This window comes from Virgisporangium aurantiacum, from assembly GCF_016863635.1.
In the GTDB taxonomy this organism is placed as follows: Bacteria; Actinomycetota; Actinomycetes; order Mycobacteriales; family Micromonosporaceae; genus Virgisporangium; species Virgisporangium aurantiacum.
In genome coordinates this window covers 139,723-153,812 of record NZ_BOPG01000024.1, presented here as the reverse complement: position 1 = coordinate 153,812, position 14,090 = coordinate 139,723, and the positions used below count along the sequence as shown (strand labels likewise).

Sequence of the window (14,090 nt, the reverse complement as noted above, 5' to 3'; positions counted from 1 at the left end):
GTAGGTTCGTTCCATGAGCTCCACCCGGGTCTCCCGACACGTGCGTGCCCCGCGTCCGGCCGTCTACCGCGCGTTGCTCGACGCCGACGCGGTCGCCCGGTGGCGGGTGCCGGACGGTATGACCAGCCACGTGCACGAGTTCGACGCGCGTGAGGGTGGCTCGTTCCGCGTCTCGCTCACCTACGACACGCCGGACAGCTCCGGGAAGTCGACGGCGCACACCGACACCTACCACGGTCACTTCGTGACGCTCGTGCCGGACGAGCGCGTGATCGAGGTGATCGAGTTCGAGACGACCGACCCCGGGTTCGCCGGCGTCATGACGATGACCACGACGCTCACCGACGCCGACGGCGGCACCGACATCGTCGTCGTGCACGAGGGCGTTCCCGCCGGGGTCTCCGCCGCCGACAACGAGACCGGCACGCGCATGGCCCTGGACAGCCTTGCCGCTCTGGTCGAGGTCGAGGCGCACTAACGGCGGCGCGGCCGGGCGGCCGGCCCGTCGGGGACGGGAGCCAGCGGCAGCGGCCGGTTCTCGACGATCCGTCGCATCACGATCGTCGACGTGAGCCGCTGGACGCCCGGGAGCGCCGCGAGCGTCTCGTCCCGCAGTTCGGCGTACGCGGCGAGGTCCGCGGTGACCACGCGCACGAGGTAGTCGGGGTCGCCGAACAACCGCTCCGCGTGCCGCACCGCCGGCACGGCCGCCAGCGCCGTCTCGAACTCCCGGATCGTCGCCGAGTCCTCGCGCTCCATCGTCACGCTGACGAGGACCTCGAACCCCAGGCCCACCGCGGCCGGGTCGACCACCGCGCGGTACCCCGTGATCACGCCGGTGCGCTCCAGTTCGCGCAACCGGCGGTGACACGGGCCGGCGCTGAGCCGGACCCGGTCGGCCAGTTCGGCCACGGTCAGCCGGCCGGCGACCTGCAGCTCGGCAAGAATCTGCCGATCGGTCTGATCCACGCGCACGATCCTTTCATCGAGCGCCGACAAACGGCCAGAGATTGACGGAAACCGGCGCCACAACAGGCATAGTCTCGCAGGCCATGAACCTGGTCGACGCCCTGCCGGTGGCCGCCGCCGCGCTCGCCGCACCGCAGTTCCTGCCCCAACTCGTGGGCGTGTGGCGACGTGGTGACGCGGCCGGGGTCTCCTGGTCGTGGGCCGCGCTCACCAGCGTCGGCAACGCCGCGTGGACGGTGTACTTCGCGCTGTCGGGCATGTGGACCGCGCTGGTGCCGTCGATCTCCGCGACCGTGTTCGCCGGCGTGCTCGCGATCCTGCTCGGCCGTGACGGCGTCGGACGCCGGCCGGTCGTGATGGTCGCCGGCTGGACCACCGTCCTCGCCGCCGCCTGGATGATCGCCGGCCGCGCCGGGCTGGGCACCGCGCTGGCCGCGTCGTTCGTGCTGCAGGTGACGCCGTCGGTGTGGACCGCGTACCGCACCCGCCGACCGACCGGCATCTCCCGCGGCACCTGGCTGCTCATCCTCGGCGAACTGGCCTGCTGGGGCGCCTACGGTCTGGCCGAGTCGGACCCGCGGCTGACCGTCCTCGGTGGCACCGGCGTGATCGCGAGCCTGCTCATGCTGGCCCGCACCCGCGCGGACCCCCGTCTCACGCCCATCGACACCGGTGATTCTGCCGATGCCCACCACGGCGGCGGCACGCGACGCTGACGGACCCACACCCCCTCGGGAGGTCCGACATGATCCGCATCCATCCCGCGGTCGTCCTGATCGTCGCCGCGTTCTCGATAGTCCTGCCCGGATCGGCGGCGCGGGCCGCCGCACCGCGGCCGATCGTGTTCGTGCACGGCGCCGCCGGCTCGGCCGCGCAGTTCGAGACGCAGGCGAAACGCTTCGCCAGCAACGGATATCCGGTGACGGTCGTCGACGGGATCGACTACGACTTCAGCTTCGCGACCGAGTCCAGCGCGGCCGTGCTCAACCGGCTGGAGCAGCGCATCACCGCCCTGTTGCAGCAGACCGGCGCCGACAAGGTCGACCTCGTCGCCCACTCGCTCGGCACGTTCCTGAGCCAGTCCTACCTCGACACCCCGGCACGGGCGGCCAGGGTGGCGCACTACGTGAACCTCGACGGCGCCACCGCGCTGCGCCAGCCCGGCGGCGTGCCGACGCTCGCGATCTGGGGCGAGGGCTCGATCCTGCGGCGCATCGGCGGCGCCACCAACGTGTACCAGCGCGACCAGTCACACACCCAGACCGTCACGTCGGTGCAGAGCTTCAGCCAGATGTACCGGTTCTTCACCGGGTCCGCGCCGCAGACCACCGCCGTCGTGCCGCAGGCCGGCCCGGTGCAGGTGTCCGGACGGGCGGTGCTGTTCCCGTCCAACGCCGGCGCGGGCGGCATGACGCTGACCGTCTACGAGGTCGCGGACGCCACCGGGCAGCGGACCGGCGGCCCGGTCGCGACGTTCGCCCTCGGCGCGGACGGATCGTTCGGCCCGTTCACCGCGAACCCGGCCACCCGCTACGAGTTCGCGCTCGCGCAGGGGCAGGGCCAGACCCAGCACCACTACTACCAGCCCCCGCAGCGCACCGATCGCCTGGTGCGGCTGCTGACCAACCGGCCCGGCGAGGGCATCGGCGCGCGGGTACCGGTCTCACCGGCGCACAGCGCGCTGTCGATCAGCCGGTACAAGGAATGGTGGGGCGACCAGGGCTCGTCCGGCGACGCCCTGAGCATCAACGGGACGAACATCGTCAACGCCGTCACCGCGCCGCGCGACAAGCGGGCGATCGGCATCTTCGCCCACGACCAGAACACCGACCGGCGCACGAACCTCGCGGTCGCGATCCCGGACTTCGACGAGACGTTCATCACGGCCGCCGACATCTACGTCCCGGCGAGCCCGGGCGGAAGCGGCAGCGTCACCGTGGTCGCGCAGTCGCGGGCGGGTGGCGGCACGCACCGCTTCGTCGTCCCGAACTGGCCGTCGGACACCGACCGCATCTCGGTCAGCGTTCCGGACCTGTGAGGACGGCGGGACGACGGTTGACGGCGAGGTCGGCCAGGCGGCGCAGGCTCTCCTTGTTGCGCAGGTGCAGCATGACGTCGTTGACCTTGTTGCGCAGCCCGAGAAGCGGGCCCTCGGTGAACTGCTCGACCATGGTGAGCCGGGTGGCGGCGGAGCCGACCGGGTCCAGGATGAACCGCACCTGCCCGGCGCCCAGCGGCCACAGCCGCAGTTTCAGGCGGAGCATCCGGCCCGGGCGGCACTCCAGCACCGTCGTCCGGTCGCGGAGCGACACCGGCCACGGGCCGGCCTTGTGGTGGACGGCGGTGCCCACGGCCGGGTAGCCGGCGTCGACGTTGCGGATGTGCGCCGTGCCCACCACCCAGTCGCTGTAGGTCCAGCCGTCGGCCAGGACCGCGAACACGCGGTCGGGGTGGGCGTTGATCAGCCGCGTAGTCGTCGCCATTGCCCCACCCTGCCCGCTCTGCCGGCGTCCTAACGTCTTTTCGACCGGTTCGGTGAAACCGATCGCCACCAGGCGGTTGACCGAAAGGTTGACCCCGAAGGTGGCGACCCGGTTGGTCGGAACAGTCGGATCGACCATCGCCTGAGCGGCCGGATTTCACCACACTACGCAGCGTGAAGCGGGGGGTTTTCGCGTTCGCGCTCGTTGTCATGCTCGCGACGGGCGGCTGTTCGGCGTCGGCCGGCGACGGCGACCTGGCCGACGACTGGGGGGCCATGGCGTCGGCGGCGCCGCTGGTGCCGGCGGCCAGCGCCTGCTACGACGCGTCGAGCCGCGCGCGCGACTCGATCGCGCCGAAGTGGCGGTCGAGCCTCCCGTGCACCGGCAACCACGGCGTCGAGACGTATCACGTCGGGGAGTTCGCGGCGTCGATCACGCAACCGCCGGCCGACGGCGACCGGGACTACCGGACGGCGTTCGAGGACTGCGAGAAGGTCTCGAAGACGTTCCTCGGCGGCGAGTGGTACGGCGCGCGGATCTACATCACCGTGTTCGTCCCCACCAAGGCGCAGTGGGAGTCCGGCGCCCGGTGGTACGCCTGCCAGGCGATGGAGACGCAGAACGTCACCACCAGCCTGATCGTGCAGCGGTCGGGGTCGCTGAAGAACGCGTTGGCCAGCCCGGGCCCGCTGGCGCACGGGTGCACCAACGTGGTCGGTCTGAAGGAGACCGACTGGGACGACATGACCGCGATCGACTGCGCCAAGCCGCACGACGCCGAGTTCGCGGGCGCGTTCATCGTTCCGGGCACCGACTTCCCCAAGGACGACCAGATCGAGTCGGTCCTCGACCGGTGCTGGAACACCATCGCCTTCTACATGGGCGGCACCGTCGACGGGATCCAGGCCGGGTACATCCCGTTCGGCCTCGTGCAGAAGGACTGGACGCGCGGCCACCGGTACGTGCGGTGCTGGCTGTGGTCCGACGACTACAAGACCGTCGGCAGCGCCAAGGGCAAGGGCAACGCGGCACTCCCGCGCGGCTGATTCATCCGGTCCGGAGTCCGCTCAGGCGCAGCAGCGGCGGCGCGAGGACGACCAGGGCCACGGCCAGCGCGGCGACGGCCACCATCGCACCCCGTAGCCCGACGGCGTCGGCGAACAGGCCGACGTACACCGGTCCCAGCAGGAAGCCCAGGTACGACACGGTCGTGACGACCGACGTCGCCCGGCCCCGGCGGGCCTCGTCGACGTTGCGCGACACGACGCCGACCAGCGTCGGGAACAGCACCGCCGTGCCCGCCGCCGCCACGACCAGCCCGAGCGCGGCGACGGCCAGGGTCGGCGCGGCGGCGATGCCCACCGCGCCGGCGGCGGCCGCGGTCGCGCCGGCGAGGAGGACGGTGCGGGCGTGACCGGACCCGAGCCCACCGGCCGCGAACCGGGTGACCGCGACGGTTCCCGCGAACACGGCGGGCGCCACGGCGCTCAACCCGGGCCCGGAGCCGAGTTCGCCGTCGGCGAAGACCGCGCTCCAGCTCTGGTGGGCGTTCTCGCTGGCGAAGGCCAGCGCGCCGAGGACGCCGACGAGCAGGATCGGTCCGACCCGCCAGGGGCGCGGGTCGGGCGTCGGGTCCGCGTCGGCGGGCCGGGTCATGGCCGGCGGCGCGACCGGCGGGGCGGCCGGTAGCGTCCCGGCCAGCATGGCCGCGGCCAGCAGGGACAGGACCGCGACGGCCAGGAACGGCACCGGTACGGGCAGGGCCACGGCCGACGCCAGCCCGGTGGCCAGGCTGCCGAGCACCACGAAGCTGGAGAAGACGCCGTGCGCCCGGGTGATGACCGGCCGGCCGGCGTCCCGTTCGGCCCGTCCGGCGACCGAGTTCATGGCCACGTCGGCGGCGCCGCTGGTCGCGCCGACGAGCGCCAGGCCGGCGCACAGCCCGGCCAGGCTCCCCGCGGTCAGCGCGAGGCCGGCGCCGGCGACGCCGAGCGCGCCGATCGTCCATGCCGCGACCCGCAGCCCCCACCGGTCGATCGCCCGGCCGACCAGCAGCATCGCCGGCAGCGCTCCGGCACCGACGAACAGCAGGGCGACGCCGAGCCCGCCGTCGGTGACGCCGGCCCGGTCCTGGATCCGCGGGACGGACGCGCCCCAGACACCCCAGAACGCGCCGAAGGCGGCGAAGGCCACGAAGGCCGGGACGACGATGCCTCGCACGGGCAGCTGCTTGACCAAAACCACCTGTGTAACGATACACAGATACACTGGCGCCCGTGAAGCGCGTGACCCTCGCCCAGGTGGCCGAGCTGGCCGGTGTGTCCGTGATGACCGCCTCGTACACGTACAACCGGCCCGGCCGGGTCTCCGGCGAGGCACGGGCGAAGGTGCTCGCCGCGGCGGAACGCCTCGGGTACGGCGGCCCCGACCCGAGCGCCCGGTCGCTGCGCCGCGGCAGCACCCGCACGCTCGGCGTCGTCATGGGCGAGCACCTCACCTACGCGTTCGACGATCCCCAGGCGGTGACGTTCCTGGCCGGGATCGCCGACGTGTGCGCCGACCGCGGCTTCGGCATGACGATCCTGCCGATCACCGGTGCGGTCGACGACGTCCCGCGGATCCGGGCGGCGGCCGTCGACGGTTTCGTCGTCTGGACCACCGCCGACGACGACCCGGTGCTCGCCGCGGTCCGCGCGACGAAGCGTCCGTCCGTGGTGCACGGCGGGCCCGCCGTACCCGGCCTGGGCCTGGTGACCATCGACAACCGGTCGGCCGCCCGGGCGGTGGGCGTCGCGGCGTTCACCGGCGCCCGCCGGCCGGCGGTCCTGAGCTTCCCGCTGTCGCGCGACCGGGTCAGCACGGTCGCCCGCGGCGTCGACCCGGCGGGGGCGCTGTTCCCGGTGACGCGGGAGCGGCTGGAGGGTTACCGCGACGCGGCCGCCGACCTCGGCGTCGCCTGGGCCGACGTGACCGTGGCGGTCTGCTCCCGCAACGACGGGGCGGAGGCCGAACAGCTCGCCGGGCGGCTGCTCGCCGCGCCCGACCCGCCCGACGCCGTCGCGGCGATGGGCGACCGGATCGCGGCCGGCGTGGTGCGCGCGGCCCACGCCGCCGGCCGCGCGATCCCCGCCGACCTCGCGGTGACCGGCTGGGACGACGCGGCGGTGGCCACCGAACTCGGCCTGACCACGGTGGCCCAGTCCCTGCGCGAGCAGGGCTCGGCGTGCGCGACCGCCGCCCTCGACGGCACGCCCGGCTCCCCCACCGCACCGTGGACGCTCGTCCGGCGCACGAGCACCCGCACTACTTCGGTGGCAGACCCCGGGTGAAGGTGACCCCGCGGTCGACCCATTCCTCCAGGGCGGCGTCCGTCGCGCACGCGGAGGCGTCGACGGTGAGCCAGCCGCGAAGTGGGCGTCCCCTCATGACCGTCGCCTCGACGCCGGGTTCGGACCGCAACGACTCCGCCGCGGCCGAGTCGACGCGGACCATCAGGCCGCCCTTCCCGCGGACGACAACCGCCATGTTGCCGCCGAGCAACATCGCCACGCCGCCGAACATCCGCCGCTCCGCGAACCCGGACTCGTGTGCGACCAGTTCGCGGACCCGGTCGGCGAGATCCTCGTCGAACGCCATCCGGTCATCCTGGCACGACCGGCCCGCGCGAAGATGACGAGCATGATCGTGGACGCGCTGATCCTGGTGGACGTCCAGGTGGGCCTCGTGACCGGCCCCGACGCCGTACCGGCCGCCGGCCACCTGCTGGAGGTGCTCACAGACCTGGCCGCCCGGGCCCGCGCCGCCGGTGCGCTGGTCGTCCAGTTGCAGAACGACGGGGCCGCCGGCACGCCCGACGAACCCGGCACGCCGGGCTGGCGGCTGCACCTGCCGGTCGGCCCCGACGACGTCGTCCTGCGGAAGACCACCGACGACGGCTTCGCCGGCACCGACCTCGGTGACCTGCTCACCCGGCGCGGGGCCCGCCGGCTGGTCGTCGGCGGCGTGATGTCGGAGATGTGCGTCAGCGCGACGGCCCGCACCGCGCTGCGCCGGGGGTACGGCGTGGTGCTGCCGCACGACGCGCACGCGACCTACGACATCCCGGCCGCCGCGGGGATCAGCGGGGCGGTGCCGGCCGCGCACGTGTCGCGGGTGGCGGAGTGGGCCCTCGGCGACGAGGTCGAGGTGGTCCCGAGGGCCGCCGACGTCGCCTTCAGGTGAGGCTGGCGCGGTCGACTTCAGGTGAGGCGGGCGCGGGAGATCACGCGGGCGCCGGCCGCACCCAGGACGGCGAGCATCGGGACCGTGCCCAGGGCGGGCAGGATCGGGACGTCGTACGGCAGCATCAGCAGGCCGGCGTAGCCGGCGACGATCGCGGGCAGCGTCCACCAGCCGAGCACACCGGCCCGGGCGAGCCCCGCGAACGTCACCAGCAACGCGATCGCGATCAGCGGGCCGGGGTTGAACGCGAGCGTCACCGCGGGGTGGGCCAGCACCCGGTCCGAGATCGCCGCCCCCATTTCCGGCGGTGCGCCCCGCCCGATCTCCATGTGGAACCAGTCGGACAGCAGCGCACCCGAGTTCTGGATCAGCCCGAGCGCGGCGAACAGCGCGCCGACGAGCGTCACCACGCTGCCGCGCCGGCCGCGCACCAGCAGCGGCACCGCCAGCAGGCCGACGCCCATCAGCAGGTTGCCGTAGTGCAGGAACAGCGCGGAGAGCTGGGTCTGGAACGGGTCGCGGGCGAGCGACTCCAGGTAGGCGATCTTCGAGTCGCCGTTCTGCACCGGCGAGGTGGCCAGGCCGGCGAAGAACGCGGCGGCGCCGGCGATCAGCGATCCGCCGGCGGCGTAGCCGAGGAGGCGGTGAACGGAGGTGGTAACGGGAGGGGTCATCGTGTTCGTCATGCCGGAAAAGTTAGGGGCGGGCACCCCCACCGGTCTGCTGCGCAGCGGCTCGATCCGGGCCCGCCGCACGACGGACGCCCGGTCCGGCACCTGTCCGCCGTAGGGTGGACCCGGCCCGTCCACCTGCGCCTTTACGCTTTCCCGCGATGAGCAAGCTGATCCCGTTGGCTGCCGCCGCCGTCCTCGGCCTGATCGGGGTCGCGGAGATCGCGCTCGACGGCGCCTTCTCCCGGGCCCCGGCGGCGCCGGTGGCGGTCCTCGCCGCCGTGGTCGCCGGCGCCGTGATCGCGGCGTGGCTGCCGGTGGCCGGCACCGCGGTCGTCGCCACCGGGTTCCCGATCGCCACCGTCGGCGGGCTGACAGGCCCGACCGGGGTCGTCGTGCTGGCGTTCTTCCTCGCGCCGGGCTGGGCCGGCTACCGCCAGCCGCCGCGGCGATCGTGGGCGGCGCCGCTGGCCGCGCAGGTGATGGCGAGCCTCGGCACCTGGATCGCGGGCCGGGCGGCCGGGTCGACGGTGGCCGGGCTCGGCGCGATGGCCTGGGAGAACCTGTTCTTCGGGCTGCTGGCGTGGGGCGCCTGGGGCGTGGGCATCGTCGCGCGCCGGCTGCGCGAACGGGCCGACCTGCTCGCGCGTCTGGCGGCCGCGCAGGACGCCGAGCGCACGGCGCGGGAGCGGGCGGTGGTGGTCGAGGAGCGGCAGCGCATCGCCCGCGACATGCACGACGCCGTCGCCCACTCGCTCAGCGTGATGGTCCTGCAGCTCGGTGCCGTCCGCAGCACCCTGCCGTCCGGCACGCCGCAAGCCGACATGCTGCTCGGCGTCGAGCGACTCGGCCGCGAGTCGGTGCGCGAACTGCGGGCGCTGCTCGGCATGCTCCGCGCGGAGCCGGACCCGACGGCACAGCCCTCGCTCGCGCGACTGGCCGAGCTGGTCGCGGAGGTCCGGGCCGCCGGGCTCCCGGTCCAAATGCACATACACGGTGACGTCGTGAGCCTGCCCCGGGCGCTCGACGCCTCCGCGTACCGGGTGGTCCAGGAGGCGCTGACGAACGTGCTGCGCCACGCCGGAACCGTGCCCACGACCGTCGCCGTGCGGCGTGACGCCGGCCGGGTGACGGTCGTGGTCGAGAACGAACCGGGTGCGCCGGGGCGGGTCGGCACCGGCGGCGGCCACGGCCTGGTGGGGATGCGCGAGCGGGTCGCGATGTTCGACGGCGAGTTCGCCGCGTCGGCCCGCGCCGACGGCGGCTTCCTGGTGCGGGCCGGGTTTCCGGTGACGGCATGAGTGGCGGCGTGATCCGGGTGGTGCTCGTCGACGACGAGGCGATGGTGCGCGCCGGCCTGCGGATGCTGCTCGACCACCAGCCCGACATCACCGTCGTGGGCGAGGCCGCCGACGGGCTGCAGGCGCTCGACGTCGTGCGGCGCGAGCAACCCGACGTCGTGCTGATGGACGTGCGGATGCCCCGCTCCGACGGCATCGCCGCCGCCCGCGAGATCGTCGCGTCCGTCCCCGCGAAAGTGATCATGCTGACCACGTTCGACGAGGAGGCCGCCGTCGCCGGTGCGCTGCGGGCCGGGGTGAGCGGCTTCCTGCTCAAGGTGGCGCCGCCGGAGCAGCTGGTGCGGGCCGTCCGCACGGTCGCCGGCGGGCAGGCGCTGCTCGACCCGGCCGTGACGCTGCGCGTCATCGAGCAGTTCGCCCGCGCCCCCGCACCGGACCCGGCCGCCGCCGCCCGCCTCGCCACCCTGACCGACCGCGAGCTCGACGTGCTGCGCCTGGCCGCCCGCGGCCGCTCCAACGCCGAGATCGCCGCCGACCTCTACCTCGGCGAGGCGACCGTGAAGACCTACATCTCCCGGATGCTCACCCGCCTCGACCTGCGCGATCGCGTACAGGCGGTGGCGTTCGCCTACGAGAGCGGCCTCATCCGTCCCGGAGACCAGGGGTAGCGGGCCGAGGGGTCAGGCCAGCCGGCGGACCACCGTGCCGAGGACCGAACCGCACCGTACGTAGCCGATGAGGCGGGAGTCGACGCTGTGCGGGTTGTCGCCGAGGACGAGCACGCAGCCCGACCGCACCACGTCGTCGGGGACGGCGGCGCGCATCTCGGGCGGCACCGGGTCGCCGGGCACCGCGGCCACCCGCTTGACGTACCAGGGGACATCGAGGTCGGGCGGTGCCCGGAACACCACCACCGACCCGCGCGCCGGGGTGCGGCCGGGCCGGCAGCGGACCAGCACCCGGTCGCCGGGGCGGAACGTGGGCAGCATGCTGCGTCCCGTCACGTTGATGACCCGGTACGAACGCCGCGCCAGCGCCGCGGCCGCGACCACGACGAGCGCCGCCACCAGAACGAAGGGCATCTACGTCGCCACCGGCACGCCGTAGCTCGCCGACTGCAACCGGAACAGCCGCGCGTAGCCGCCGCCCGCGGCCATCAGCCCGTCGTGCGTGCCCTGCTCGGCGACGCGGCCCTGGGCCAGCACCACGATCAGGTCGGCGTCCCGGATAGCGCCCAGCCGGTGCGAGATCAGCAGCGTGGTGCGGCCGCGCCGGCTCTGCCGCAGTGCGGTGTGCACGGCGTGCTCGGCCTCGGCATCCAGGCCGGCGTTGGGCTCGTCGAGGATGACGAGGTCGGGATCGGTGCGCATCAGCGACCGGGCGACGGCCAGCCGCTGCCACTGGCCGCCGGACAGCAGCACGCCGTCGACAAGCGTCGTGTCGTAGCCCTGGGGCAGCGCCGCGACCGCCTGGCCGACGCCGGCCATCACCGCGGCACGGGCGATCGCGCGGCGGTCGGTCAACCGGTCGACGTCACCGAGCCCGATGTTCTCGGCGGCGGTGAGTTCGTAGCGGCAGAAGTCCTGGAACGTGGCCGCGATCCGGCGCCGCAGGTCGTCGACGCGCAGAGCGCGGAGGTCGGTGCCGTCCCACCGGATCCGGCCGCGTTGCGGGTCGTAGAACCGGCACAGCAGCTTCACCAGCGTGCTCTTGCCGGCGCCGTTCAGGCCGACCAGCCCGGTCGACCAGCCGGCGTGGAGCGTGAACGTGACGCCGCGCAGGATCCACGGTCCGTCGTCGTCGTAGCGGAACCACACGTCCTCGAACTCCACGGTCCCGGCGAGCGGCGGCACGTCCAGGTGCCCGTCGGGCAGGTCGTCGGGCGCGGCGAGCACGTCGGTGAGGTGCCGGACCGCGGCCAGCGACCGGGTCGTGTCGCCGAGCCGGCCGAGCAGCGCGGTCAGCGTCGCCTGCACGCCGACGGTGGCGGCGGCGACCATCGTCAGCCCGCCGAGCGTCTGCCGGCCGTCGACGACGGCGAGCGCCATCACCACCGTGCCCAGCGCCGACACCGCGACACCGGCGACGCCCAGCAGCGCCCGCACGACGGCCCGCCGCCGGTGCACGCCGAGTTCGGCGGCCGTGGTCTCCTCGAGCGAGCGGTGCAACCGGCCCCGGAACAGGTCGCCGAGGCCGAACAGGCGGATCTCCCGGTTGGCGCCGGGGTCGGTGAGCAGCGTCCGGTAGTAGAGCTGCGCGGCGGTCGCCCGGTCGGTCCGCGCGGCGCTGCGGCCGAGCGACCGGTGGCTCAGGTACGCGGGCACCGCCGCCACCGTCAGCAGGAGCAGCATCGGCGGCCACAGCAGGCCGATCGCGATCGCGAACCCGCCGACGGTCGCCGCGCCGCGCAGACCGTCCGACAGCAGTGCCGTGACGCTCAGCGGCGCCTCCCGCGCACCGTTCTGCGCCAGCCGCAGCCGGTCGCGGAACCGCGGGTCCTCGAACGGGCGGAGCCCGCCGAACCCGCTCACCTTCGCGTAGAGGTCGGACTGCACGGTCAGCGTGATCGCGCGGTGCAGCCGGGCGGCGAGGTAGGCGCCGAGCTGGCCGAGCCCGGCGGTCAGCGCCGCCGCGGCGGCGGCCGCCAGGGCCAGAGCGACCACCCGGGCGGCGTTCCGGCCCGTGGTCAGCTCGTCGATCATCAGCGTGCCCAGCCATACGGCGGCGGACGGCAGGAGCCCGACGGTCAGGGCGAGGGCGCCGACCGCGGCGGTCGTCGCGCGGCCCGCCCGCCAGCTCGTCGCCAGGCAGGCGACCACCGTGGGCAGCATCGCGGCCTCCCGATCAACGCGCGGGTGACGGGACCGTGGCCCCGTCACCCGCCCCCCCGTTACTAGCAGGTGCCGGCGTTCGTGGTCACCGGGTTGGGACAGCTGCCGTTGCACTGCACCCGGCCGTAGACGGTCTTGTACAGCCGGCCGAGGTGGCAGACGTACTTGGTCGCGCCGCAACTGTCACCGTGGTCCGGCACGCACGCGCCCGCGGTGTCACCGCGCAGCAGCCTTGCCAGGAGCCGATCGACGGCACTGTTGATCGTCTTCATGGATGTCTCCCTGGTGGTCGTTCCGGGCACCGGCCGAGTGCGGCCGGCGCGGCGCACCGACCGCGGCGGACGTTAACGACGACCGCTAAGAATCCACTAACTTTTGCCGATCCGGCAACGGATGTTGCGGGGCGGCCGTGGGCGGGGCAGGGTCGTGGCCGACCGAGCGGAGGAGACGGCAATGGACGCGCAGTTCTGGGACGAGCGGTACCGCAACCACGAGCACATGTTCAGCGGCAACCCCAACGGGGTGCTCGTCACCGAGGCGGCCGGCCTGCCACCGGGCCGCGCCCTCGACGTCGGCTGCGGCGAGGGCGGCGACGCGATCTGGCTGGCCCGGCGCGGGTGGCGGGTGACCGCGGTGGACATCTCGCAGGTCGCGCTGGACCGGGCCGCCGCCGCGTACACCGCCGCGACCGGCGGCTCCGCTGACGGCGCCGGCGCTGACGGCCCGGCCGGCGCCAGCGGCTCATTTGGCGGAATGGTGTGCGTGCGAGCCGACCTCACCGTCGACGCGCCGCCGGCCGGACCGTTCGACCTGGTGTCCGTCCACTATCTTCCGCTGCCGCGCACGCCCGACCACGCCGCGCTGCGCCGCCTGCTCGACACCGTGGCGCCCGGCGGCACGTTCCTCTTCGCGGGCCACGACCTGGCCGGCCTGCCGCCGGCGACGGAACTCGGCATCGACCCGACCGGCTTCTACCAGCCGCACGAGATCGCCGCGCTGCTCGACGACGGCTGGACCGTGCTGGTCGACGAGACCCGGCCACGGACCGTGCCGGCGCCGCCGGGTACCCACCACACGCACGACACGGTGCTGCTCGCCCGCCGGGTCAGCTGAGCTGTTCGGCCAGCCCGACGATGATGCCCTCGGGCCCGCGGACGTAGCAGAGCAGGTAGACGTCCTCGTACCGCACGATCTCGCCGACGAGTTCGACGCCGGTGCCGCGCAGCCGCGCCACGGTGTCCTCGATGTCGTCGACCGCGAACATGACGCGGCGGATGCCCAGCGTGTTCACGGGCGCGTCGGTCGGCTCGGAGCGGATCGCCTTCGGCGCGTGGAACTGCGTCAGCTCGATCCGGCCGTGCCCGTCGGGCGTCCGCAGCATCGCGACGTCCTGCCGGGTGCCGTCGATCGCGATCACCTTGTCGACCCACTCCCCCTCGGCCGGCCCCTTGCCCTCCAGTTCCATCCCGAGTTCGACGAAGAACGAAACGACGGCGTCGAGGTCCTCGACGACGATGAGGACGTTGTCCATCCGCTTGATCGCCATGCTGATCTCCCTGGTGTCGTACGGCGGTGTCGACCCCGGGGACGGAGCCACCCGACGATTCTCGACAT

18 protein-coding genes are annotated in these 14,090 nt (G+C 73.9%); 9 read left to right on the top strand and 9 right to left on the bottom strand.

Features of this window, described 5'->3' with window-relative positions:
• Positions 1 to 13: 13 nt before the first annotated feature.
• Positions 14 to 478: an SRPBCC family protein gene (locus tag Vau01_RS19245; protein WP_203994544.1), complete on the top strand. Its 465-nt coding sequence runs from the start codon at positions 14 to 16 to the stop codon at positions 476 to 478.
• Here Vau01_RS19245 and Vau01_RS19240 read toward each other — a convergent pair.
• Positions 475 to 969 (bottom strand): Lrp/AsnC family transcriptional regulator, encoded by a 495-nt coding sequence (locus Vau01_RS19240; protein WP_203994542.1) that lies wholly within the window; start codon positions 967 to 969, stop codon positions 475 to 477. The genes Vau01_RS19245 and Vau01_RS19240 overlap by 4 nt on opposite strands.
• Positions 970 to 1,052: 83 nt before the next feature.
• On the opposite strand from Vau01_RS19240, the gene Vau01_RS19235 reads away from it, so the two are divergent.
• Together Vau01_RS19235 and Vau01_RS19230 are read left to right on the top strand one after the other, a co-directional pair.
• Positions 1,053 to 1,685: a PQ-loop repeat-containing protein gene (locus Vau01_RS19235; protein ID WP_203994538.1), complete on the top strand. Its 633-nt coding sequence runs from the start codon at positions 1,053 to 1,055 to the stop codon at positions 1,683 to 1,685.
• Positions 1,686 to 1,714: 29 nt separating this feature from the next.
• Positions 1,715 to 3,007, top strand: a complete 1,293-nt coding sequence (locus tag Vau01_RS19230) for an alpha/beta fold hydrolase (protein ID WP_203994535.1) — start codon at positions 1,715 to 1,717, stop codon at positions 3,005 to 3,007.
• On the opposite strand, the gene Vau01_RS19225 is transcribed toward Vau01_RS19230, so the two are convergent.
• Positions 2,988 to 3,452, bottom strand: coding sequence for an SRPBCC family protein (locus tag Vau01_RS19225; RefSeq protein WP_203994532.1), 465 nt, complete (start codon positions 3,450 to 3,452; stop codon positions 2,988 to 2,990). The two genes, Vau01_RS19230 and Vau01_RS19225, sit on opposite strands and share 20 nt — an antisense overlap.
• Before the next feature lie 173 nt (positions 3,453 to 3,625).
• Between Vau01_RS19225 and Vau01_RS19220 the strand changes: the two genes are divergently transcribed.
• Positions 3,626 to 4,498 carry a septum formation family protein gene (locus Vau01_RS19220; protein ID WP_203994529.1) on the top strand — a complete coding sequence of 291 codons (873 nt, stop codon included), beginning with the start codon at positions 3,626 to 3,628 and terminating at the stop codon, positions 4,496 to 4,498.
• Position 4,499: 1 nt separating this feature from the next.
• Here Vau01_RS19220 and Vau01_RS19215 read toward each other — a convergent pair whose 3' ends face one another.
• Positions 4,500 to 5,696, bottom strand: coding sequence for an MFS transporter (locus Vau01_RS19215; RefSeq protein WP_203994526.1), 1,197 nt, complete (start codon positions 5,694 to 5,696; stop codon positions 4,500 to 4,502).
• 32 nt (positions 5,697 to 5,728) lie between these two features.
• Here Vau01_RS19215 and Vau01_RS19210 point away from each other — a divergent pair, with 32 nt between their 5' ends.
• Entirely contained in the window at positions 5,729 to 6,781 is a 1,053-nt protein-coding gene (locus Vau01_RS19210) for a LacI family DNA-binding transcriptional regulator (RefSeq protein ID WP_203994524.1), read from the top strand.
• Here Vau01_RS19210 and Vau01_RS19205 read toward each other — a convergent pair.
• Positions 6,756 to 7,088: a TfoX/Sxy family protein gene (locus Vau01_RS19205; protein WP_203994521.1), complete on the bottom strand. Its 333-nt coding sequence runs from the start codon at positions 7,086 to 7,088 to the stop codon at positions 6,756 to 6,758. The two genes, Vau01_RS19210 and Vau01_RS19205, sit on opposite strands and share 26 nt — an antisense overlap.
• A gap of 42 nt (positions 7,089 to 7,130) precedes the next feature.
• Here Vau01_RS19205 and Vau01_RS19200 point away from each other — a divergent pair, with 42 nt between their 5' ends.
• A complete protein-coding gene (locus Vau01_RS19200; RefSeq protein WP_203994518.1) occupies positions 7,131 to 7,673 on the top strand; it encodes an isochorismatase family protein in 543 nt (180 codons plus the stop codon).
• 17 nt (positions 7,674 to 7,690) lie between these two features.
• On the opposite strand, the gene Vau01_RS19195 is transcribed toward Vau01_RS19200, so the two are convergent.
• Positions 7,691 to 8,359, bottom strand: coding sequence for a hypothetical protein (locus Vau01_RS19195; RefSeq protein WP_203994512.1), 669 nt, complete (start codon positions 8,357 to 8,359; stop codon positions 7,691 to 7,693).
• A gap of 146 nt (positions 8,360 to 8,505) precedes the next feature.
• On the opposite strand from Vau01_RS19195, the gene Vau01_RS19190 reads away from it, so the two are divergent.
• Entirely contained in the window at positions 8,506 to 9,645 is a 1,140-nt protein-coding gene (locus tag Vau01_RS19190; protein ID WP_203994509.1) for a sensor histidine kinase, read from the top strand.
• Complete coding sequence (locus Vau01_RS19185; protein ID WP_203994507.1) at positions 9,642 to 10,313, top strand: response regulator transcription factor; 672 nt, start codon at positions 9,642 to 9,644, stop codon at positions 10,311 to 10,313. The genes Vau01_RS19190 and Vau01_RS19185 overlap by 4 nt, the downstream gene beginning before the upstream one ends.
• Before the next feature lie 12 nt (positions 10,314 to 10,325).
• On the opposite strand, the gene lepB is transcribed toward Vau01_RS19185, so the two are convergent.
• The 3 genes from lepB to Vau01_RS19170 form a co-directional block, all read right to left on the bottom strand.
• Complete coding sequence (lepB, locus tag Vau01_RS19180; RefSeq protein ID WP_203994503.1) at positions 10,326 to 10,727, bottom strand: signal peptidase I; 402 nt, start codon at positions 10,725 to 10,727, stop codon at positions 10,326 to 10,328.
• Positions 10,728 to 12,476 (bottom strand): ABC transporter ATP-binding protein, encoded by a 1,749-nt coding sequence (locus Vau01_RS19175; protein ID WP_203994500.1) that lies wholly within the window; start codon positions 12,474 to 12,476, stop codon positions 10,728 to 10,730.
• A 62-nt stretch (positions 12,477 to 12,538) separates the two neighbouring features.
• A complete protein-coding gene (locus Vau01_RS19170; protein WP_203994497.1) occupies positions 12,539 to 12,748 on the bottom strand; it encodes a hypothetical protein in 210 nt (69 codons plus the stop codon).
• Positions 12,749 to 12,929: 181 nt separating this feature from the next.
• Between Vau01_RS19170 and Vau01_RS19165 the strand changes: the two genes are divergently transcribed.
• Positions 12,930 to 13,589 carry a class I SAM-dependent methyltransferase gene (locus Vau01_RS19165; protein ID WP_203994494.1) on the top strand — a complete coding sequence of 220 codons (660 nt, stop codon included), beginning with the start codon at positions 12,930 to 12,932 and terminating at the stop codon, positions 13,587 to 13,589.
• On the opposite strand, the gene Vau01_RS19160 is transcribed toward Vau01_RS19165, so the two are convergent.
• On the bottom strand, positions 13,582 to 14,073 hold the full coding sequence (locus Vau01_RS19160) for a VOC family protein (RefSeq protein WP_308440469.1): 492 nt from the start codon (positions 14,071 to 14,073) through the stop codon (positions 13,582 to 13,584). The two genes, Vau01_RS19165 and Vau01_RS19160, sit on opposite strands and share 8 nt — an antisense overlap.
• Positions 14,074 to 14,090: the final 17 nt, after the last annotated feature.